17 protein-coding genes and 1 riboswitch are annotated in these 19,954 nt (G+C 69.7%); of the genes, 4 read left to right on the forward strand and 13 right to left on the reverse strand.

Features of this window, described 5'->3' with window-relative positions:
* Window positions 1-9: 9 nt before the first annotated feature.
* From DIE16_RS06375 to DIE16_RS06405, 6 genes are all read right to left on the reverse strand, one after another.
* Window positions 10-513 carry a thioesterase gene (locus tag DIE16_RS06375; protein ID WP_124486472.1) on the reverse strand — a complete coding sequence of 168 codons (504 nt, stop codon included), beginning with the start codon at window positions 511-513 and terminating at the stop codon, window positions 10-12.
* Between the two features lie 172 nt (window positions 514-685).
* Entirely contained in the window at window positions 686-1,702 is a 1,017-nt protein-coding gene (locus DIE16_RS06380; protein ID WP_124486473.1) for an NADP-dependent oxidoreductase, read from the reverse strand.
* 34 nt (window positions 1,703-1,736) lie between these two features.
* Complete coding sequence (locus DIE16_RS06385) at window positions 1,737-2,525, reverse strand: SDR family oxidoreductase (protein ID WP_124486474.1); 789 nt, start codon at window positions 2,523-2,525, stop codon at window positions 1,737-1,739.
* A gap of 505 nt (window positions 2,526-3,030) precedes the next feature.
* Window positions 3,031-3,618: a phosphatase PAP2 family protein gene (locus DIE16_RS06395; RefSeq protein WP_124522618.1), complete on the reverse strand. Its 588-nt coding sequence runs from the start codon at window positions 3,616-3,618 to the stop codon at window positions 3,031-3,033.
* Between the two features lie 80 nt (window positions 3,619-3,698).
* Window positions 3,699-5,015, reverse strand: a complete 1,317-nt coding sequence (locus DIE16_RS06400) for an Nramp family divalent metal transporter (protein ID WP_124522616.1) — start codon at window positions 5,013-5,015, stop codon at window positions 3,699-3,701.
* The gene (locus DIE16_RS06405; RefSeq protein WP_124486478.1) at window positions 4,964-6,037 is read right to left on the reverse strand and encodes a helix-turn-helix domain-containing protein; all 1,074 of its coding nucleotides are present in this window, start codon (window positions 6,035-6,037) and stop codon (window positions 4,964-4,966) included. The genes DIE16_RS06400 and DIE16_RS06405 overlap by 52 nt, the downstream gene beginning before the upstream one ends.
* Before the next feature lie 479 nt (window positions 6,038-6,516).
* On the opposite strand from DIE16_RS06405, the gene DIE16_RS06410 reads away from it, so the two are divergent.
* Window positions 6,517-7,437: a LysR family transcriptional regulator gene (locus tag DIE16_RS06410; protein ID WP_124892042.1), complete on the forward strand. Its 921-nt coding sequence runs from the start codon at window positions 6,517-6,519 to the stop codon at window positions 7,435-7,437.
* 118 nt (window positions 7,438-7,555) lie between these two features.
* On the forward strand, window positions 7,556-7,957 hold the full coding sequence (locus DIE16_RS06415) for an OsmC family protein (RefSeq protein ID WP_063551251.1): 402 nt from the start codon (window positions 7,556-7,558) through the stop codon (window positions 7,955-7,957).
* Between the two features lie 100 nt (window positions 7,958-8,057).
* On the opposite strand, the gene DIE16_RS06420 is transcribed toward DIE16_RS06415, so the two are convergent.
* Window positions 8,058-8,939: a Dyp-type peroxidase gene (locus tag DIE16_RS06420; RefSeq protein WP_124892043.1), complete on the reverse strand. Its 882-nt coding sequence runs from the start codon at window positions 8,937-8,939 to the stop codon at window positions 8,058-8,060.
* A 486-nt stretch (window positions 8,940-9,425) separates the two neighbouring features.
* Here DIE16_RS06420 and DIE16_RS06430 point away from each other — a divergent pair, with 486 nt between their 5' ends.
* Both DIE16_RS06430 and DIE16_RS06435 read left to right on the forward strand, forming a co-directional pair.
* Window positions 9,426-11,288, forward strand: a complete 1,863-nt coding sequence (locus DIE16_RS06430; RefSeq protein ID WP_124892044.1) for an ABC transporter ATP-binding protein — start codon at window positions 9,426-9,428, stop codon at window positions 11,286-11,288.
* 229 nt (window positions 11,289-11,517) lie between these two features.
* The gene (locus DIE16_RS06435) at window positions 11,518-12,231 is read left to right on the forward strand and encodes a riboflavin synthase subunit alpha (protein ID WP_124646456.1); all 714 of its coding nucleotides are present in this window, start codon (window positions 11,518-11,520) and stop codon (window positions 12,229-12,231) included.
* A gap of 89 nt (window positions 12,232-12,320) precedes the next feature.
* On the opposite strand, the gene DIE16_RS06440 is transcribed toward DIE16_RS06435, so the two are convergent.
* The 6 genes from DIE16_RS06440 to DIE16_RS06465 all read right to left on the reverse strand — a co-directional run bounded on the left by DIE16_RS06440 (window position 12,321) and on the right by DIE16_RS06465 (window position 19,820).
* Window positions 12,321-13,562: a voltage-gated chloride channel family protein gene (locus DIE16_RS06440; protein WP_124486483.1), complete on the reverse strand. Its 1,242-nt coding sequence runs from the start codon at window positions 13,560-13,562 to the stop codon at window positions 12,321-12,323.
* 79 nt (window positions 13,563-13,641) lie between these two features.
* A riboswitch (Fluoride riboswitch) is annotated at window positions 13,642-13,745 on the reverse strand.
* A gap of 60 nt (window positions 13,746-13,805) precedes the next feature.
* Window positions 13,806-14,825 carry a chemotaxis response regulator protein-glutamate methylesterase gene (locus DIE16_RS06445; RefSeq protein WP_044846626.1) on the reverse strand — a complete coding sequence of 340 codons (1,020 nt, stop codon included), beginning with the start codon at window positions 14,823-14,825 and terminating at the stop codon, window positions 13,806-13,808.
* Window positions 14,822-17,137, reverse strand: a complete 2,316-nt coding sequence (locus DIE16_RS06450) for a hybrid sensor histidine kinase/response regulator (RefSeq protein ID WP_124486484.1) — start codon at window positions 17,135-17,137, stop codon at window positions 14,822-14,824. Before DIE16_RS06450 ends, DIE16_RS06445 begins: the two co-directional genes overlap by 4 nt.
* On the reverse strand, window positions 17,134-17,838 hold the full coding sequence (locus tag DIE16_RS06455) for a chemotaxis protein CheW (protein WP_124523282.1): 705 nt from the start codon (window positions 17,836-17,838) through the stop codon (window positions 17,134-17,136). The genes DIE16_RS06450 and DIE16_RS06455 overlap by 4 nt, the downstream gene beginning before the upstream one ends.
* A 45-nt stretch (window positions 17,839-17,883) precedes the next feature.
* The gene (locus DIE16_RS06460; RefSeq protein WP_124892045.1) at window positions 17,884-19,311 is read right to left on the reverse strand and encodes a protein-glutamate O-methyltransferase CheR; all 1,428 of its coding nucleotides are present in this window, start codon (window positions 19,309-19,311) and stop codon (window positions 17,884-17,886) included.
* The gene (locus DIE16_RS06465) at window positions 19,308-19,820 is read right to left on the reverse strand and encodes a chemotaxis protein CheW (protein ID WP_124486486.1); all 513 of its coding nucleotides are present in this window, start codon (window positions 19,818-19,820) and stop codon (window positions 19,308-19,310) included. Before DIE16_RS06465 ends, DIE16_RS06460 begins: the two co-directional genes overlap by 4 nt.
* Window positions 19,821-19,954: the final 134 nt, after the last annotated feature.

The raw sequence follows: 19,954 nt of genomic DNA on the forward strand, positions 1-19,954 counted from the left end.
CGCCGCGCGTCACGGATGACGAATCCTGATCACGACGGGCGCCACGGCGCCCGTTTCCATGTCCGGCCCCGCGATCGTCAGCACCCCGCCATACGGCCCGACACGATGCGCGCGCCCCGCTTCCAGCGGCACGGCTCGATCGTCGCGCGCATCGTGCCAGGTTGCGCGAACCGCCGCGCCCGCAGGCTGCGAAAGCGGCTGGCCGTCCGGCCCCACGAGCGCCAGATGCGCACCGGGCAAGCGCCGGCCATGCGCATCGAAGCGGAGTGCCGCCGCGCTCGCGCTGCCCGACGCCCCGAGCGACGGCGTGTCGAATGTCACGTCGTACCGATCGACGAGCGCGCCGGTGAAGCGCACGATGCCAGCCGCGCCCGCGTGCCCGGCCGCACCGGCGCTCGACACTGCGAGCGCGATACCGAACCCCGCTGCCGCCATCCGCGCCCGGACACCGATGCGCCGCTTCGTTCGATCGCGCGCCGCCGTCGGTGCCGCCCATGTCGTCTTCATCTGCATGTTCCGCCTCCCTTCCCGCTTCTCGCCGCTCAAATGAAAACGGCGGCGTGACGCGCAGGTCACGCCGCCGCTTGCCGGCAATTACTTTAGGGAGAGCGGCCGGAACAATAAATGAGACAAGTCCTAAACTGATACCGGAATATTCGGACTCAATGCGCGCGAGCGCGACGGCTCATGCATCCGGATCGACGCGCAGCACGAGCTTGCCGCGATGGTCGCCGTCGAACAGGCGGTTCAGCACGTCGGGGGCGTTTTCGAGCCCGTCGGCGACGGTTTCCTCGGCCTTGAGCCGGCCGTCGCGCAGCCATCCCGCGAGCGTCTGCACCGCTTCGCGGCTCTTGCGGTAGTCGAGGATCAGGAAGCCGCGCATCGTGATCCGCTTCGAGATCAGCACGCCGACGTCGTCCGCCGCGCGGCCGCTGTTGTAGTTCGAGATCACGCCGCACAGCGCGACGCGCCCGCCGATCACCATCCGCGACAGCACCGCGCGCATCACCTCGCCGCCGACGTTCTCGAAGTTCACGTGCACGCCGTCCGGCGTCGCCGCCTTCAGCTGCTCACGGAAATCGTCGGCCTTGTAGTCGACGGCCGCGTCGAAGCCGAGCGTCTCGGTCAGGTAGCGGCACTTGTCCGCGCCACCCGCGATGCCCACCACGCGCGCACCGTGGATCTTGCCGATCTGGCCGGCGATCGAGCCGACCGACCCGGCCGCCGCCGACACGACGAGCGTCTCGCCAGGCTGCACCGGCGCGATGTCGGTCAGCCCGTAGTACGCGGTCAGGCCGCTCATCCCGCACGCGCCGAGCAGCGTCGGCAGCGGCAGGCCCGACTGCGCGGGCAGCTTCACGAGCTGCGCGGCCTGGTCGGCCGGCACCCGCGCATAGTCCTGCCAGCCGAGCAGCCCCTGCACGAGATCGCCTTGCGCGAACCCCGCGTGGCGCGACCCGACCACGCGCCCGATGCCGAGCGCACGCATCACTTCGCCGATCGCGACGGGCGGCAGGTATTGCGGCACGTCGCTCATCCACACGCGGTTGGTCGGATCCATCGACAGATACAGCACACGCACGAGCACTTCGCCGTCGGCGAGCGCCGGCACCGGCGTTTCGACGAACGAAAAGTGTTCGCGGCCGACCCGGCCTTCCGGGCGTGTCTTCAGCAGCAGCTGGCGGTTCACGGGTGTCGACACGATGTTCTCCTCCGGTTGTGTTTATCGATGCGCGTCAAACTGCGCACATGCCGCCGTCGATCACGAGTTCGGCGGCCGTCACGAAGCGGCTTTCGTCGGATGCCAGATAGACGGCCGCATGCGCGACGTCGTCCGGTTCGCCGAGCCGGCGCAGCGGAATGCCGCGCGCGAGCTTGCGCGTCGCATCGCGTTCGCCGAGCGACTGGAACAGCGGCTCGACGATCCCCGTGCGAATGAACGCCGGGTGAATCGAGTTGCAGCGCACGTCGAGCTCGCGGCGCGCGCAGTCGATCGCGACCGACTTCGTCAGCGACGCGACCGCGGCCTTCGACGCGTTGTACGCGGTGAAATCCGGCTCGACCTTGAACGCGGCCACCGACGAGATGTTGATGATCGATGCGGGATGGCTCTCGGCCAGATACGACAGCGCATGCTTGCAGCCGAGCACGATGCTCTCGACGTTGACCGCCATCACGCGCCGCCATTCGTCCAGTTCGATCTGCGCGGGCGAGCCGATCGAGCCGACACCCGCGTTGTTGACGAGCACCGACAGCCCGCCCATCGCATCGACCGCCTGCGCGAGCAGCGCTTGCCAGCGCGCTTCGTCGCGGACGTCCTGCGTCGCGGCAAACGCGACCGGCGTCGCGTGGCCCGCGTTGAGTTCGTCGGCGAATGCATCGAGCACCGCCGCGTCGGCAACGTCGGTCAGGAACACGCGCGCGCCCTGCTCGACCATCCGGCGCGCGATCGCGCGGCCGAGGCCGCCGGCGGCGCCCGTGATGTACGCGCACTTGCCTGCGAGGCGCGTGGAAACGATTGTCATGGGACCTGCTCCTGTCGTGAGTCGTCGCGGCGGACCGGTGCCGCGACGGCGGTTGCCGTGCGCCGGCCGACGGCCGCGCGGTATGCGCGAGTATAGCGAGCCGGCCGCACCGGGCCGGACGAATCCGGCGGCCGGCCGCTGCCGGCCCCGCTCGAACGAACGCCAGCGTACGCGATTGCCGCCAATCGATGAAATGAATCTTCGTAATGCCCGGTCATAGACATCACTCATGACCTTCGGATCCGCGGGCGGCGGGACGGGCGGGCGGACGGACGGGCGGACGGGCGGACGGGCGGGCGGACGGGCGGGCGGACGGGCGGACGGGCGGGCGGGCGGGCACAGCAACAGCACAGCACAGCCGATCATCGCCGATGTCGGCTCGATAACGATCGGGAAACGGCTTTTGACAATAACCAAGAAGGAATGGGACGGGACTCGGGGGGCCACCGCCGCGGCGACGACCGCATCCGGCACCGGCGCACCGATGCGCGGCAACGAACAGCCGTCAGAACCCGTCGCCGGACGTGCGCATGAACGCGCAGAACTGCGGGGAATGCGTGTCGATCATCTGCTGGAACGGTGCGCGATGCCCGTACGCGATGCCGGACACGAGGAGCAGGCAGACGGCCGCGATGCGCGGCGAGAACGCGCGCTTGTGCGCCCGCCGGTAGGCGCGCAGGAACACCAGCGCGACCAGCGCGCCGAGCAGCCAGCCGACGACGACTTCCGGGACCGTGTGCGAATGGTCGAACACACGCGCGACGCCCGTCAGCGCGCCGACGACGAGACCGGCCGCCACGCCCGGCTCCTTGCCCGGACGGAATGCCTGCCACAGCATCGACAGCGCGACGGTCCACACGGACGTCGACAGCATCGTATGGCCGCTGATCACGCGGAAATCGAACTGCGGGATCTCGACACCGCAGCCCGCGTAGAGAATCTTGGTCGCCCCGACCAGGCTCATGCCGGCCGCGAGCAGCACGATCCAGCGCACCGCGAGCCGCCAGTTGGACAGCGCGAGCCAGACGGCGCAGGTCAGCGCGACCGGCAAGGTCAGCGCGGCATCGCCGATGTTGCTGATTTCACTCCACATGACGGACGTCGAACGGCTGGCAAAAGGCGCAGTTTAACGCAGGCGCGCCACGCGCCTGTTTCAGCCTGTGACAAGCTGTATCAGCCCGCGACACCCGTGATCAGCAGCAGGTTCGTGCCCGTTATGACGGCGAACAGTACCCAGGCGGCGGCCTGCATCCCGCGGCCGATCGCATGCTCGCCCATCGTGTTGCGATCGCTGACCGACCGGATCAGCGGCCACATCGCGAACGGCAGCTGCAGGCTCAGCAGCACCTGGCTCCAGACGAGCAATTGCCCGACCGAGTTTTCGCCGAGCCACAGCACGCCGATCAGCGCGGGCACCAGTGCGAGCCCGCGCGTGATCAGCCGGCGCTGGTAGCAAGGGATTTTCGTATGCAGGAAGCCGTCCATGATCACCTGGCCGGCGATCGTGCCGGTCAGCGTCGAGCTTTGCCCCGACGCGAGCAGCGCGATGCCGAACAGCAGCGCGGCCGCGCCGCCCGCGATCGGCGTGATCAGCCGGTACGCCTGTTCGATGTCGGTCACGTCGTGCTGGCCGGTCGCATGGAACGCCGCGCCCGCGACGACCAGGATCGCCGCATTGACGAGCATCGCGACGAACAGCGACACGCAGGTGTCGATGCGCACCAGCGCGAGCGTGTCGCGGATCAGGCCGCGCGCGCCGCCGACGACATGGCGCGTCTGCACGACCGACGAATGCAGATACAGGTTGTGCGGCATGATCGTCGCGCCGACGATGCCGAGCGCGAGCACGATCGCGTCCTTGCGGTCATGGCCCGGATTGCCCGGCACGAGCCCCTTCGCGACCGCATGCCAGTCGGGCGGCGTGATCGCGACCTGCGCGACGAAGCAGAACGCCATCGTCGCGATCAATCCGAGCACGATCGCCTCGATCTGCCGGACGCCCTTGCCTTGCAACCCGAGCACGATCACCGTATCGAGCGCGGTCAGCACGATCCCCCACGCGAGCGGCACGCCGAGCAGCAGCTTGAACGCGAGCGCGCAGCCGAGCACTTCGGCGATGTCGCACGCGATGATCGACACCTCGGCGGTCACCCACTGCACGATGCGGCCGAAGGTGCCATAGCGGTCGTAGCTGGCCTGCGCGAGATCCTTGCCTGCGACGAGGCCGAGCCGCGCGGCGAGCATCTGCAGGAAGATCGCGGCGAGGCTCGAGAACGCGACGACCCACAGCAGCGAATAGCCGAATTGCGAGCCGGCCTGGATGTCGGTGGCCCAGTTGCCGGGATCCATATAGCCGATCGCGACCAGCAGGCCCGGGCCGAAGAAGCGCTTGAGCTTCATCCAGCGCGACGCGCCGGCGTCGATCGTGATGCTGCCCTTTACTTCCGACGGGCAGAAGGGGGCTGTGGCGGTAGTGGGAAGCAGGGGCATGGAAACCGGGGATCGTGATCGCGACACGGTGATTTTACGTTCATCCGCCCCGCTTTCTCCCGCGCATCGCCGCGCACACCCCGGCTCGCCCGCTCGCCGTCGGCAGTCGCGAGTCGAGGCGCGGGCTGCCGATCGGCCTGCGGGTGCGGCGTCCCGGCACCGTTCGTCAGGATCCGCTCGCGCTCGGCGACGCGAAATTCGGTCGGCGACACCAGCAGGCGCTGGCGAAACAGCTTGGCCAGACGCTCGCCGCTGCCGAAGCCCGTGCGCCGCGCGACCTTGTCGGCCGGCAGCGTCGTGTGGACCAGCATGTGGCAGGCGCGCTCGAGCCGCACGTGCTGCACGAACTCGGTCGGCGTCACGCCGATTTCCTTCTTGAAGCGCCGCAGGAAATTGCGCTCGCTCATCGCGACCGTCTGCGCGACTTCCGCAACCGAAATGCGGTTCGCGCTCTGCGCGCGCAGCCGCTGCACCGACATCCGGATCGACGGGCTCGCGCTCAGTTCGCGAAACGCCCACATCGACTGCGCATAGCGCTGCTCGACCGGCTGCATCAGGTTGCTGGCGATCTCCTGTGCGGCGCTGTCGCCGAGATCGGCGCGGAACATGTCGAGCACGGTCGCGAACACGTCGGCCTCGCCGGCCTGCAGTTCGATCGTGGCCGCCGCACCGCGGGCGCGATCGGTTCGCGCGCGATCGGCTTCCGTCTGCCGCTGCGACGCGGCGAGCGTCGACAGGCCCATCGCATCGACGATCCAGCGCGCATGGCGGCGGATGTCGCTCAGGCGGCGCCGCAACGCATCGTTCCAGTTGATCGACGCGCGCTCACCATGAAGATGAAAGAACGCGTGTGCACGATGGCCATGCTCGTCGCCGAGCGAATCGGCGGCGATCTGCACACCGGACGACGACTGCAGCAAGCCCCCCTTTTCGGATACGTACTTCAGCTGGTAATCCGCATTGAACGCGTTCAGGCGATTCGCCAGGTTGAAGGCCTCGCTCAGACGCGCGGCCTCGGCCAAGGAAAACCCCGTACTCAAATAGATTACGACCCACCTCTGATCTGCTGCTTCCACTGGCCAAGCCCCCGGACTGTTTCGACTTCTTTTAATTGCCGTCGAACTGTCAGGCTTATATTTGGTTTGAACACGTGCGACAGGGACGGCTATCTCGAAATATGAAGCGACGGCATCTTAGCCGAACTAGCCGAACGGGTCGTCTCTTTGTCACGAAATGGCCGACCGGGACAGCATGATGGCGGATTTTTACAGGCTATCGCCGACCGATGATCTGGCCGCGCGGAAATGCGCGTGCCGACGGGCGGACTCGCATCGTGACGCCTGCCTCGCATCGCGGATCGGCTCAACGCACGCTCGCGTAGCGGGACGATCGTCATCGGCATGCATCGGACGGCATCGGTCGCCGGTACAACGCGCACCCGCGTTCCGTTGTTCGCGCATCCATTAGAATCGCCTCACCGCCCACCACGCCGCCTTCGTCCGTGCCCGCCGACCATCGTCTCGACCTGAACCTGTTCCGCGTGCTCGATGCGGTCTACGTGCACGGCGGCATCGGCGCGGCCGCCCGTGCGCTGCACCTGACGCAGCCGGCCGTCACGCATGCGCTCAACCGGCTGCGCGCGCATTTCGACGACCCGCTGTTCGTGCGCCAGGGCAACCGCGTCGTGCCGACCGAGCGCACGCGCGCGATCATCGCGGACGTGCAGCTTCACCTCGCCGGCCTGCAGCGCGCCGCGCGCGACCCGGCGGCATTCGACCCGGCGACGCTCGACCTGAGCATCGCGGTCGGCATTCGCGACGTGCTCGAATCGATCGCGCTGCCGCAGATCGTCGCCGCGTTCGCCGGCGCAGCGCCGGGCCTGCGATTCGTGAGCCGCCGCGTCGCGGTGCACGACATCGAACGCGAACTCGCGTCGGGCAATCTCGATCTGGCCGTCGATCGACGCGTGCAGACCGGCCCGCGCATCGTGACCGAGCACCTGCTCGACGATTCGCTCGTCGTCGCGATGCGGCACGATCATCCGTTGACCGGCGGTCCGCTGCGGCGCAGCGACTATTTCGCCGCGCGGCATGTCGCGGTGTCGTCGCTCGGCGAACCGCAATCGCTCGACGTGCTGCTCGGCAACGACGGGCGCTTCCGTCACATCCAGCTCGTCTGCCAGCATTACTTCGCCGCCTGCCAGATCGCCGCGGCGGGCGACCTGCTGCTGACGCTGCCGCGCACGTATGCGCTGCGCATGGCGGCGATGCTGCCGATCGCAGTGCAGCCGCTGCCGCTGCGGCTCAAGCCGTTTCCGCTGCTCGCGTACTGGCACGAGTCGCGCGAGACCGACCGCGCGCACCAGTGGGTGCGCGAACGCGTCGCCACGCTCGTGCGCCGGAGTGCCGGCGTCGCCGGCTGATCCCGGCGAGCCCCGTCGACGCGCGTGGCGCCCGCGTTTTTCGTCGAGACGGTATGCTGACGGCTCGCACGCCGCGCATCGTCGCGGCCGCCTCTTACCCGCTTACCGGAGACTTGCCATGCCGCTCATCCACGCTGCCGCCACCCTCGCCGCCGACGCGCCCGACTACGTCGTCCAGCTGCAGGCCGGCACGCACGCGCTGACCGGCGACGAAGCGCCGCGCGAAGGCGGACAGGGCCTCGGGCCGGCGCCGTTCGAGTTCGTGCTGGCCGGCCTCGCGCAATGCACGGCCGCGACGCTGCGCATGTACATGCAGCGCAAGACGTGGCCGGCCGCGCGCATCGACGTGCGCACCGAACTGCATGCCGATCGTGAAGGGCAGCAATACGTGCGCCGCGTCGTGACGCTCGACGGCCCGCTCGACGACGCGCAGCGCCAGCGGCTCGCGGAAATCTGCGAGAAGACGCCGGTGACGCTGTTCATCAAGCGCGGCACGCGCATCGAAACGACGCTGAACTGACGGGCGGCGTACCGCGCCGCACGCGATCGCCGCGTCACAAGCAAAACGGGCGGGCCGCGCGCGATGCGCGGCCCGCCCGTTTGCGGATGTCGTCCGGCGCTCAGAGTCCGAGCGCGGACAGGTCCAGCTTGCCGTCCTTCACCGGCGGACACCAGAAATACGCGCCCGTCAGCGGTCGCGTGAAGCGGAACAGGCCGTCGACGATGCCGTCGTCCGCGCCGCTCATCCGGCGCATCTGCACGTCGAACGCGCGGAACGAATGGCCGAACGCGACGAAGTAGAGCCCCGCGCGCCGCGCATCGGACCACGGCGACGAACGGCGCAGCATGAATGCCTCCGGCTCGAAGCTCTCCTGCGCGGTGCGCTTCACGTGCGCGAACTCGGGCGCGTCGTCGAGTTCCTCGTTGTCCGAGCGGCGGCGGCCGATGATGTGATCCATGTCGCCCGACGCAATGCGCTCCATCTGGTCGAAGTCGTGCAGCCATTGCTGAACCGCGACGAAGCTCGAACCGTCGAGCCCCGCGCCCTGCCCCGTGACGACCGCCGCGGCCAGCGCGTCGTCGCCGGTCGGGTTCTCGGTGCCGTCCTCGTAACCCGACAGGTCGCGATCGGTCGAATAGCGGAACCCGTCGACCGCGTCCTGCAGCACGAACGCCGGCGCGAGCGCCCGCTCGATCGCCCGCGCGCGCAGCACGAGTGCGCCGCGATCGTCGCCGCGCAGCCAGACCCAGACGTCGGCCGGCGTGATCGGCAGCGTGCGGTCGTTCACCGCGAACGCCGGGTATTCGGTGAGCCCCGGAACCGGGCGGCCGAGATGCGCGGCCAGCGCCTGCCCGAAGCCTGCGACCGCGTCGCGCCCGTCGACGAGCTCGCGCAATTCCGCGAGCGCCGCGGCCACATTGACGTTGTTCGAAATCGTGAAAGTGAGGTATCGGGCCGCCGTGTCGATCGGAGCCAGGATGCCTTGCTGAACGTCGCTCATCGTTTCCTCAGGAGTGTATCGGGGTGAATCCGCGGGGCCGCAGCGGCCGGCGCGCAACGGCAGAGTGTAATCGATGCCGCCCGCCGCCCCGTGCGGCACCGCACCGCGGAACACGCACGAAAGAGGGCCAAAAACCCGAATACTAACCGCATCGCTGCTGCAACGCCGCATTCGTCAGACGTTGCGGCGCGTCCGGCTCTGCTGATAAAATTCCTTCACGTCTTTTTCGGCGTCCTTTCAACCGTTCACTTCAGGGAGGTGCAGATGTTCCGAATGCCAGCAACCTTCCCGAACGTGGTCCCACGGCGCGGCTGATCCAGCCCGTCGTCCGCGCCGGCTTCCGGGTGCTCCGCTAACCCGCCCGCCTGCGCAATTTCCCGACAGCCCGTTTCGTTTCGCCCGCGTCGTGCGCGCGGTCCGGCTGTCGCGTTTTCGACGTTCTCCGAACCGGAAAGTCCCGTCGCGCGATGCGCCGGGCAACGATACATGACCAGAAAAACCACCCATCTGGGCGGCCAGGCATTCCAGGCCGTCTTCGGCTTCACGTTCCGCTACTGGCGCAAGCAGCCGGTGCGCATCGCGACGATCACGACGCTGGCGCTGCTCGGCGCGCTTGCCGACGTGCTCACGCCGCTGTTCGCCGGGCGCCTCGTCGATGCGCTGTCGAGCGGCCTGACCGACCGCGCCGCCGCGTGGCATGCGGCCGTCACCGCGTTCGGCACGCTGGCCGCGCTCGGTATCGGCGCGACGCTGCTGCGGCAGGGCGTCTACCTGAACATCATCACGCTCACGCTGAAGATGATGAGCGAGATCGCCGCGGCGTCGTTCCATCGCGTGCAGCGTTTCTCGACCGACTGGCACGCGAACAGCTTCGCGGGGTCGACCGTGCGCAAGATCACGCGCGGGATCTGGGCACTCGACCTGCTGAACGACACGGTGCTGATCGCGCTGCTGCCGTCGGTCACGATGCTCGTCGGCGCGACCGTGCTGCTCGGCACGCACTGGCCGGTGATGGGGCTCGTCGTCGGTGCGGGTTCGCTGCTGTACATCTCGGTGACCGTCGCGGTGTCGCTCGGCATCGTCGCGCCGGCCGCGCGGCTCGGCAACCTGTGGGACACGCGCATGGGCGGCGCGCTCGCCGACGCCGTGAGCTGCAACGCGGTCGTCAAGGCGTTCGGCGCGGAAACGCGCGAGGAAGCGCGGCTCGATCGCGTGATCGGCAAGTGGCGCCAGCGCACGCGCCGCACGTGGGTGCGCGGCACGTTCAACGGGGGCCTGCAGGGCGCGATGCTCGTCGCGATGCAGGCGGCGATGATCGGCGTCGCGCTGCGGCTGTGGGCGAACGACGAAGCGAGCGTCGGCGACATCGCGTTCTCGCTGACGATGTTCTTCATGCTGCAGGGCTACCTGCGCGACGTCGGCATGCACATCCGCAACCTGCAACGCTCGGTCAACGACATGGAAGAGCTCGTCGCGCTCGAGCGCCAGCCGCTCGGCATCGACGATCGGCCCGGCGCGCCCGCGATCCGGATCGGGCAAGGCGAGATCCGCTTCGAGCACGTGACGTTCCGCTACGGCAACCATCCGGTGCCGCTGTACGACGACTTCTCGATGCGCATCGCGCCCGGCGAACGCGTGGGCCTCGTCGGCCATTCCGGGTCGGGCAAGACGACGTTCATCAAGCTGATCCAGCGCCTGTACGACGTGTCGGGCGGCCGCATCACGATCGACGGCCAGGACATCGCGCAAGTGCGGCAGGATTCGCTGCGCAGCCAGATCGCGATCGTCCAGCAGGAACCCGTGCTGTTCCACCGCACGCTCGCGGAGAACATCGCGTATGCGCGCCCCGACGCGAGCCGTGCGGAGATCGAGCGCGCCGCGCGTCTTGCCAGCGCGCACGACTTCATCGTCGCGCTGCCGGACGGCTATGACACGCTCGTCGGCGAGCGCGGGATCAAGCTGTCGGGCGGCGAACGCCAGCGCGTCGCGATCGCGCGTGCGTTCCTCGCGGATGCGCCGATCCTGATCCTCGACGAAGCGACGTCGAGCCTCGACAGCGAAAGCGAGGTGCTGATCCAGCAGGCGATGGAGCGGCTGATGGTCGGGCGCACGACGCTCGTCGTCGCGCACCGGCTGTCGACGGTGCGCGCGCTCGACCGTCTGATCGTGCTCGAGCGCGGCAAGGTGATCGAGGAAGGCAGCCACGACGCGCTGATCCGCATCGACGGCGGGACGTATCGCCGGCTGTTCGAGCGGCAGGCGCTGGAACTCGCGAAGGGCCTGATCGATCCGCCGCGGCGCACGGCGGACGATAATGCCGGGCCGCTTGGGGAGCCGGCGCAAGCCTGATGGCAACCCGATCGCAACCGGACGCGCGGCACACCGCCGCCGCGCCCGGTTGCGCCACACGGTACGTCGATGCGATCGTCAGGAATTCACCAGGCCGTTGCGTGCGTCGTCGATTCCATTCGACGGCGCCACGCGAGCCGCCGTGCGCTGCACGGCAAACCCGTTGCGAACGAGGCGAGCCGGGATCACTTATCATACCGGCCAGGCAATTTGCGACGAAAGGCGGATCATGTTTACAGGCATTGTTCAGGGTGTTGGCGTCATCAAGGCCATCAAGGATCACGGCGAACTGAGAACGTTCAGCATCGAATTCCCCGAGCGGTTCACCACCGACATCGAGATCGGCGCAAGCGTCTCGGTCGACGGCGTCTGCCTGACCGTGACGACCATCCACTCGCCCGAGCTGATCGACTTCGACGTGATGTTGCCGAGCCTGCGCATCACCACGCTCGCCGACCTCACGACCGGCGCCCGGATCAACGTCGAGCGGGCCGCGAAGGACGGCGCTGAAATCGGCGGACATCCGCTGTCCGGACACGTCGACTTCATGGGAACGATCGCGAACATCGCGTCATCCGAACACAACCGGATGATCCGCATCGGCGTGCCGGCCGATTTCAGGCGCTACGTGTTTGCGAAAGGCTATATCGCGATCAACGGCTGCAGCCTCACCGTGTCGGACGTCAATCGCGACGAAGGCTGGTTCGACGTCTGGCTGATTCCCGAAACGCGACGCGCGACCACCTTCGATGCGAAGGGCGTCGGCGACAAGGTCAATATCGAGATCGAGCGCAGCACGCAGGTCGTCGTGGATACGATCCGCGAGTCGGTCAAGGAAACCCTCGGGGAATTGACCGGCGTCGTCACGACGTTGCTCGCGGAGAAGGGCATCGATATCGAGGAACTGCTCGCGCGGAACGTCACGAAGCTGCCGAAGGCGTAACGGCGAAGAGCGCCGCCGTTCCCGCTGATGCCCGGGATCACCGGGCGTCGGCTTCCGTCGCGATGCGGCCGGCCGCCCCGCACGCCGCCTTACTCCGCCTCCGCCTGCGCCCCCTTCCCCACCGCCACCCGCTGCGCGCGATAAATCCCCGCGTGTCCGGAAAACAGATAGGCGACCACGCAGGCGACGATCGCATACACGCCGACATCCGCGCCGAACAGTTCGATCGCCATGATCGTCGACGCGATCGGCGTGTTGGCCGCGCCCGCGAACACCGCGACGAAACCGAGCCCCGCCAGCACGGGCACCGGCAGCGCCAGCACCTGTCCGAGCGCGTTGCCCAGCGTCGCGCCGATGTAGAACAGCGGCGTCACTTCGCCGCCCTTGAACCCCGACGCGAGCGTGACGACGGTGAACGCGAACTTGCCCGCGAAATCGTAAGCCGGCAGCGGCCCGTGAAACGCGGCTTCGATCGTCGGAATCCCGAGCCCGAGGTACTGCGGCACGTTCAGCACGGTGGCGGCCACCGCGACCAGCAGGCCGCCGAGCACCGGCTGCAGCGGCGCATGGCGGATCACGCGGCGAAACCACGCGGTCAGCGCATGCGTCGCGAACGCGAACAGCCGGCCGACGACGCCGAACGCGACACCCGCGACGACCGTCGCGGCCAGCCTCGTTGCCGACACGGCCGGCACGAACGGAATCGCATAAGCGGTGTGATGCACGCCCCACGCGCGGCACACGACATCCGCGACGATCGCCGACGCGACGCAGGTCAGCAGCGCGTCGTACCGTACGCGCCCGATCGCGAGCACCTCGAGCCCGAACACGGCGCCCGCGAGCGGCGTACCGAACACCGACGCGAACCCGGCCGCGATGCCGCCCATCAGCAGCACGCGCCGATGCTCGCGATCGAGCCGGAACAGGTGCGTGACGCGATCGGCGAGCGCGCCGCCCATCTGCACGGCCGTGCCCTCGCGGCCGGCCGACCCGCCGAACAGGTGCGTGACGACGGTCGCGACGAGCACGAGCGGCGCCATCCGCTTCGGCACCAGCGCCTTCGGGTCGTGAATCTCGTCGATCAGCAGGTTGTTGCCGCGCGCGACCGACTGGCCGAACCGGTGGTAGACCCAGCCGGTCGCCAAACCGGCGGCCGGCAGCCCCCACAGCAGCCAGGGATGCGCGACTCGCGTGCCGGTCGCCCAGTCGAGCGCTATCAGGAACAACGCGGAAGCCGTGCCGGCCAGCGCGCCGAGCAACGCAGAGAGCGCGAGCCAGCGGCACACGTAGCGCACGGTCGCGAAAAAATCGGCAGAAGTCGAAAAAAACATGATTTCCAGATTCGACGGGACATCAAAACCTGGGCGGCAGAATACCGCATGGACGGCCTGCGACCTCCTGACGCCCCAGGAACACGCAGGCATCATCAGCCGGGCAAACCGGCGGTTGAGGGCCGAACCGCGCGCGACGCGCCGGGATCGACCGCAGGGAGGCATGCCATCTCCGCAGGCGGCAATTGTACGCGACGCCGCACGGCGCGCGCAATGCGGCCCCGCCGGGGCCGCGGCGCGCCGTCAGTCGAGCGGCATGCGCGTCACGCGTGAAATCAGTTGCGGCGCGATCCGGTCGAGCGGCAGGATCGCCGACGCCGCGCCGATCGCCGCGGCCGCCTTCGGCATCCCGTAGACGGCGCTCGTCGCCGCGTCCTGCGCGATCGTGTAGCACCCCTTCGCGCGCATCGCCTTCAGCCCGAGCGCGCCATCGCGCCCCATCCCGGTCAGCAGCACGCCGAGCGCGTCGCCCTCCCAGCCGTCGGCGACGCTGTTGAAGAACACGTCGATCGACGGCCGGTACGGCGTCTCGGCCGGATGCCGCGTATAGCCGAGCACGCCGCGCGGCGAGATGTACAGGTGATCGTTGGTCGCCGCGAGCAGCACCTCGCCCGCCTGCGGCACGCTGCCCTGCCGCGCGACGCGCACGGGCAGCCGCGTATAGCCGTCGAGCCACTCCGCCATGCCGACCGCGAACGCCTGGTCGACGTGCTGGACGATCACGAGCGCAGCCGGAAAATCGGCCGGCAGCGCGCGCAACAGCGCGGTGAGCGCGGTCGGCCCGCCCGCCGACGCGCCGATCGCGATCAGCGTCGGCTGGCCGCGCGCGGGTGCCGGCCCGGGCGGCACGAGCGTCGTGGTCCGGCTTTCGAGCAGCCGGCCGATCTGGTCGATCTTCGCGAGCAGCGGCTGCGGCGCCGCATCCGACGGCAGGCCGAGCGCGAGCGTCGGCGTGTCGACCGCGTCGAGCGCGCCGGCCCCCATCGCCTCGTAGACCGACGACGTGTTCGCGCTGACGCTCGCGGTCACGATCAGGATCGCGCACGGCGCGCGCGCCATGATCTGCCGGGTCGCGGCCACGCCGTCGAGCTTCGGCATCACGAGATCCATCAGCACGAGATCGGGCGGATGCGCGACGCAGAAATCCACTGCCTCGTCGCCATCGGTCGCCACCCACAGCACGCGGTGATCCGTGCGCAGCGCGATCACGCGGCGCAGCGCCTCGACGGCAAGCGGCAGATCGTTGACGATGCCGATGTTCATCCGCGTGCGTCCCCGATCAGGTCGTGCACCGCGTCGAGCAGCGCCTCGTCGTGGAAACTGCTCTTCGCGAGGTAGTAGTCGGCACCGGCATCGAGCCCGCGCCGGCGATCCTCGTCGCGATCCTTGTACGACACGATCATCACCGGCACGCGCTTGAGCGTCGGATCGCCCTTGATCAGCGTGACGAGTTCGATCCCGTCCATGCGCGGCATGTCGACGTCGGTGACGACCAGGTCGAACGCGTCGCTGCGCACCGCATTCCAGCCGTCCATCCCGTCGACCGCGATGGTCACGTCGTAGCCGCGCTTTTCCAGCAGCTTGCGCTCGAGCTCGCGCACCGTCAGCGAATCGTCGACGACGAGCACGCGGCGGCGCCGGTCGGCGAGCGCGAGCTGCCGGTCGCGCGTGAGTTTCGCGAGCTGTCCGCCGCGCACGAGCTTGTCGACGGAGCGGATCAGGTCCTCGACATCGACGATCAGCACCGGGTCGCCGTTCTCGAGCAACGCACCGGCCGCGATGTTCTGGATCTTGTGCAGGCGGCTGTCGAGCGGCTGCACGACGAGCATCCGTTCGCCGAGGAAGCGGTCGACGGCGACACCGTAGAGCTCGGGCTCGCCGCCGACGACCACGACCGCCGTGCTCGCGCGCGCGACGCCGGGCTCGCCGGCATCGAGCAGCTGGTGCGCGGCGACGAGGCCCGCGCGCCGGCCGTCGAACGGAAAATGCGGCTGGCCTTCGAGCACGTCGATGTCGTCGTGCGACAGTTCGAGCGTGCGGCGCACGTGCGCGAGCGGGAACGCGTACGGCTCGCCGCCGACCTCGACCAGCAGGCTGCGGATCACCGACAGCGTGAGCGGCAACTGCAGCACGAAGCGCATGCCCGCGCCGGGCTCATTGAAGATGCGCACCGCGCCGCGCACGCCGCGCACCATCTCCTGCACCGCGTCGAGGCCGACGCCGCGCCCCGACACGTCGGTCACCGCATCGCGCATCGAGAAGCCCGGCAGCAGCAGGAATTCGAGCAGTTCGGGATCGGACAGCCGCGCGGCCGTCTCGTCGTCGGTCAGGCGCTGGCGCACCACCGCCGCGCGCAACGCATCCATGTCGACGCCCGGCCCGTCGTCGATCACGCTGACGAGCAGCGAGCCGGCGCTATGCCGCGCTTCGAGCGTCACGCTCGCCTCGGCCGGCTTGCCGCGCGCGAGGCGAGCGTCGGGCGCTTCGACACCGTGGTCGATCGCGTTGCGCAGCAGGTGGCCGAGCGGTGCGTCGAGCAGGTCGAGAATGTCGCGGTCGACCTGCGTGCCTTCGCCGACGATCGAGAAGCGCACCTGCTTGCCGAGCGAGCGCGCGAGATCGCGGACGATCCGCGGATACGCGCGCGTCGCGTCGCCGAACGGCCGCATCCGGCACTGCAGCGCCTCGTCGTACAGCTGTTCGGCGATATGCGTGCTGCGCCGCTCGAAGCGGTCGAATTCGTCCATGCGCTCGGCGAGCGAACGCTGCAGGTCGTTGAGCATGTGCCGCACTTCGTTCACCGATGCGAGCACGCCCGCGTCGAGATCGTCGGCGAACTGTTCGTACAACAGATCGAGCGAACGGGCCGCGTCGCGCTGCGCGCGCTTCACGCGCAGCATCGACTCCGCGAACGGCTTGAGCCAGCGCGATTCGACGAGCGACTCGCCGGACAGGCTCAGCAGCCGGTTCAGCGTATCGGCCCGCACGCGGCGCATCGCGCCCGCGCCGGCCGCGCGGCCGGCCTGGACCGGATCGGGCACGGCCGCCGGCAGCGCGAGCGGCGGCACCGCGGCGCCGGCCCCCACGGGCTCGTTCGCGGCGCCGTCGTGCTCGCGAGACGGCACGACGGACGGCGCCGCGGCCGCCGGCGGCGGCGCGAAAGCCGGTGCCGGCATCGCGTGCGCGCCGTCGGCGCCCGTCAGCGCCAGCGCGAACGCCTCGATCTCCGCCGGCGACACGGGCTGCGCCTGCGGATCGGCGACGCGCACCAGCAGGTCGACGCCGGCCAGCAGCACGTCGACATGCGTGGCCGTCAGCGCGATCGTGCCGGCCTGCGCCGCGACGAAGCATTCTTCCATGCGCCCCGCGATGTCGACGCCGAGCGGCACGCCGACGATGCGCGCGGCGCCCTTCAGCGAATGTGCGGCGCGCATGCACGCCTCGAGCGCGACGGAGTCGGGCTCGCCCGACTCGAGCGCGAGCAGGCGCTCGGACAGCGCCTGGGTCTGCGTGCGCGTCTCCTCGCGATACAGCTCGAGCAGCGACAGTTGGCTCAGATCGTCATCGCCGCTCATCGCATGCTCCGTGTCACGGCGTCGAACAGCCGATCGTCGTCGAGCAAGCCGATCGACTTGCCGCGCCACGACAGCACGCCGCGCGACAGGCCGGCGCTCGCGCGCCCGACCGTCGCCGGCACGGGCACCCATTCGGATGCGCCGAAGCGCAGCACGCCCTCGACTTCGTCGACCGGAAACACCACCGGCTCGCCGTGGTGCGCGGCGACCAGCAGCCGCGTGAAACGGCCGTCCGCGCCACCCTCGCGGCCCTTGCCCGCGTCGAGGCCGAGCAGCGCGCCGATCGAGATCGCGATGCGCAGCGTGCCGCGAATGTTGACCACGCCGCGCACGGCCGAATGGCGACGATGCGGCAGCGAATGAATCGGACGCGTGCCGGCGATCTCGCGCAGCACGCCGATCGGCAGCGCGAGCCATTCGTCGGCGACGCGAAACGCCAGTGCCGCCTGATGCGTATCGTCGTCGCCGTGCGCGCGGGTCGCGTCGAACGCGCTGATCCGCTGCGTCGCGTCGGCCAGCTCGGCGGCGCCGAGCGGGCGTTCGAGCAGTTTCGCCGCGTGATACGCGTAGACCGGGCAGTTCAGGCAGCGCAGGCAATCGGCCAGCCGCTCGCACGAGCGGTCGCCGTGCGTGCCGATCCGGTTCCAGCAATCGTCGACGCCGATCGTCGTGTCGTCAGTGGCAACGGCGTCGCGGTTCATTCGTTCCTCGGTCATCCCGATGTCGGCTCCCAACCCGTACTCTCATTATCCGGCCGAGCGCCGCGCACGCTCGAGCAGCCATTGCGCGCCGGCGCCGTCGCCGCCGACGTCCAGCAAGGTCGCGAGATGCGTCAGCGCTTCATGGTGCGTCGGCCGCAGATACAGCGCCTTCCGGTAGAAATCGCCCGCTTCCGCGACCCGCCCGCGCGCATCCGCGATCAGCCCGTTCAGGTAGAACGCGTCGGCGTGCGGCCCGGCGTGCGCGGAGAACTGCGCGAGCACGCGCTCGGCCTCGTCGAATGCGCCCGCATTGGCCAGCGCCTGCGCTTCCTCGAGCGTCGGCGCGGCGCCGTCGGCGGCCGCCGGCGCGGGCGCGGGCGTGTCGGCCACGTTCGCCGCATCACCCAGCGGATCGACGCGCGCGTCGGCCCGCGGCCCGAACGCCGTCGGTCGCCCGGCCGGTTCAAAGGCAGCGCGCGACGGCGCGGCATCGCTCCACGCCGGCGGGACGACGGCCAGCAGCGGGCGCGTCGCAGCCGGCGGCGCCACGGCGAAACGCTCGGCGCGCCGGTACGGCGCAATCGCGGGTATCGGCGCCGCATGGCGGGCCGCGTACCCGTCCGCCGCGGCGCCATCGCGCCCGCGATGAAACGCGAACGCGAGCGGCACGCGGGCCGAACGCATCCCGTGCCGCATCGCGACGCCCGTTTCGGCCGGCCCGACGAACAACATGCCGTCGTCGGCGAGCGCGCTTTCGAGCGAACCGATCACCCGGTCCTGCGCGTCGCGGTCGAAATAGATCAGCACGTTGCGGCAGAACACGAAATCGTAGCGGATGCCCGTATCGGTGCCCGGTTCGATCAGGTTCGCCTGGCGAAACTGCACGCACGCGCGCACGCGCTCGTCGAGCAGCCAGCCGTCGGCGACCGGCGTGAAGTAGCGGCCGCGGAACTCGGTCGCCGTGCCGCGAAACGCATTGCGCCCGTAGCAGCCGAGCCGCGCCTGTTCGATCGCGCGCGCGCTCAGGTCGAGCGCGTCGATCGTGAAGCTGGCCGGCTCGAGCCCTGCGTCGAGCAGCGCCATCGCCGCCGAATACGGCTCCTCGCCGGTCGAGCACGGCGCGCTCAGCACGCGGATCACGCGCCCGGGCGTCGCGGCGAGCCGCTCGGCCGCGTGCCGCGCGAGCGTCGCGAACGCCTCGCGATCGCGGAAGAACCACGTCTCCGGCACGATGAACAGCTCGATCAGCGCGCGCCGTTCGTCGGCCGACGCGTTGAGGTGCTGCCAGTACGCGTCGAGCGCTTCCGGCGTGACGGGCGGCCGCGCCGCCGACGGCAGCCGCTCGCCGTCGCCCTGCAGCGCCTGCACGCGCTCCGTCAGCGCGCGGCTCAGAAAATCGTTGCCGAGCGAATCGGGGTCGATGCCGGTCTCGCGCAGCAGCCAGCCGCGAAATCGCGAATCGGACTCTTTCATGCGGATTCCCCTCCGTGGCCCGGCAGGCCGTCGAACAGATACAGGCGCGCAACGTCGTCGATCAGGTCGGACACCGAGACCTGCTGCACGATCCCGTCGGGCGTGTTCGCGACGCGCCCGAGCCAGCGCGTGCGCGCGGTCGATACGCCGCTGGCGCGGAACGCCGTGCGGTCGATCCGCAGCGTCTGCGTCGCGCGCTCGATGATCAGGCCGATCACGCGCTCGCGGTCAAGCTGCCCGGCGCGGTAGCGGACCATCACCAGCCGCGTCGAACGCAACGCATGCGCGCGCCGTCCGAGCGCGAGCATCGGCACGTCGATCACGGGCACCGGCTGGCCGCCGCGCATCAGCAGCCCGGCGATCCATTCGGGCGCGCCGGGCACGGCCTTGGCGGTCGCGAGCGGCAACACCTCGTCGATGTCGGCCGCGTCGAGCGCGTAGCGCTCGCCGTCGAGCTCGAACATCAGGAACAGCGCGTGCGCGGCGCCGTGCGACTCGACGCGCGTCACGCGTCGACCTTGAAGCGCGACACGCTGGTGCGCAACTGGTTCGCGACGAGCGTGAGGTCGTCGATCGCCTGCGACGACTGGCGCAGCGATTCGGCCGTCTGCTGCGCGGCTTCCGACAGCTGCGACAGCGCCTG

Source organism: Burkholderia sp. Bp9090 (assembly GCF_003857985.1).
Lineage (GTDB): Bacteria > Pseudomonadota > Gammaproteobacteria > Burkholderiales > Burkholderiaceae > Burkholderia.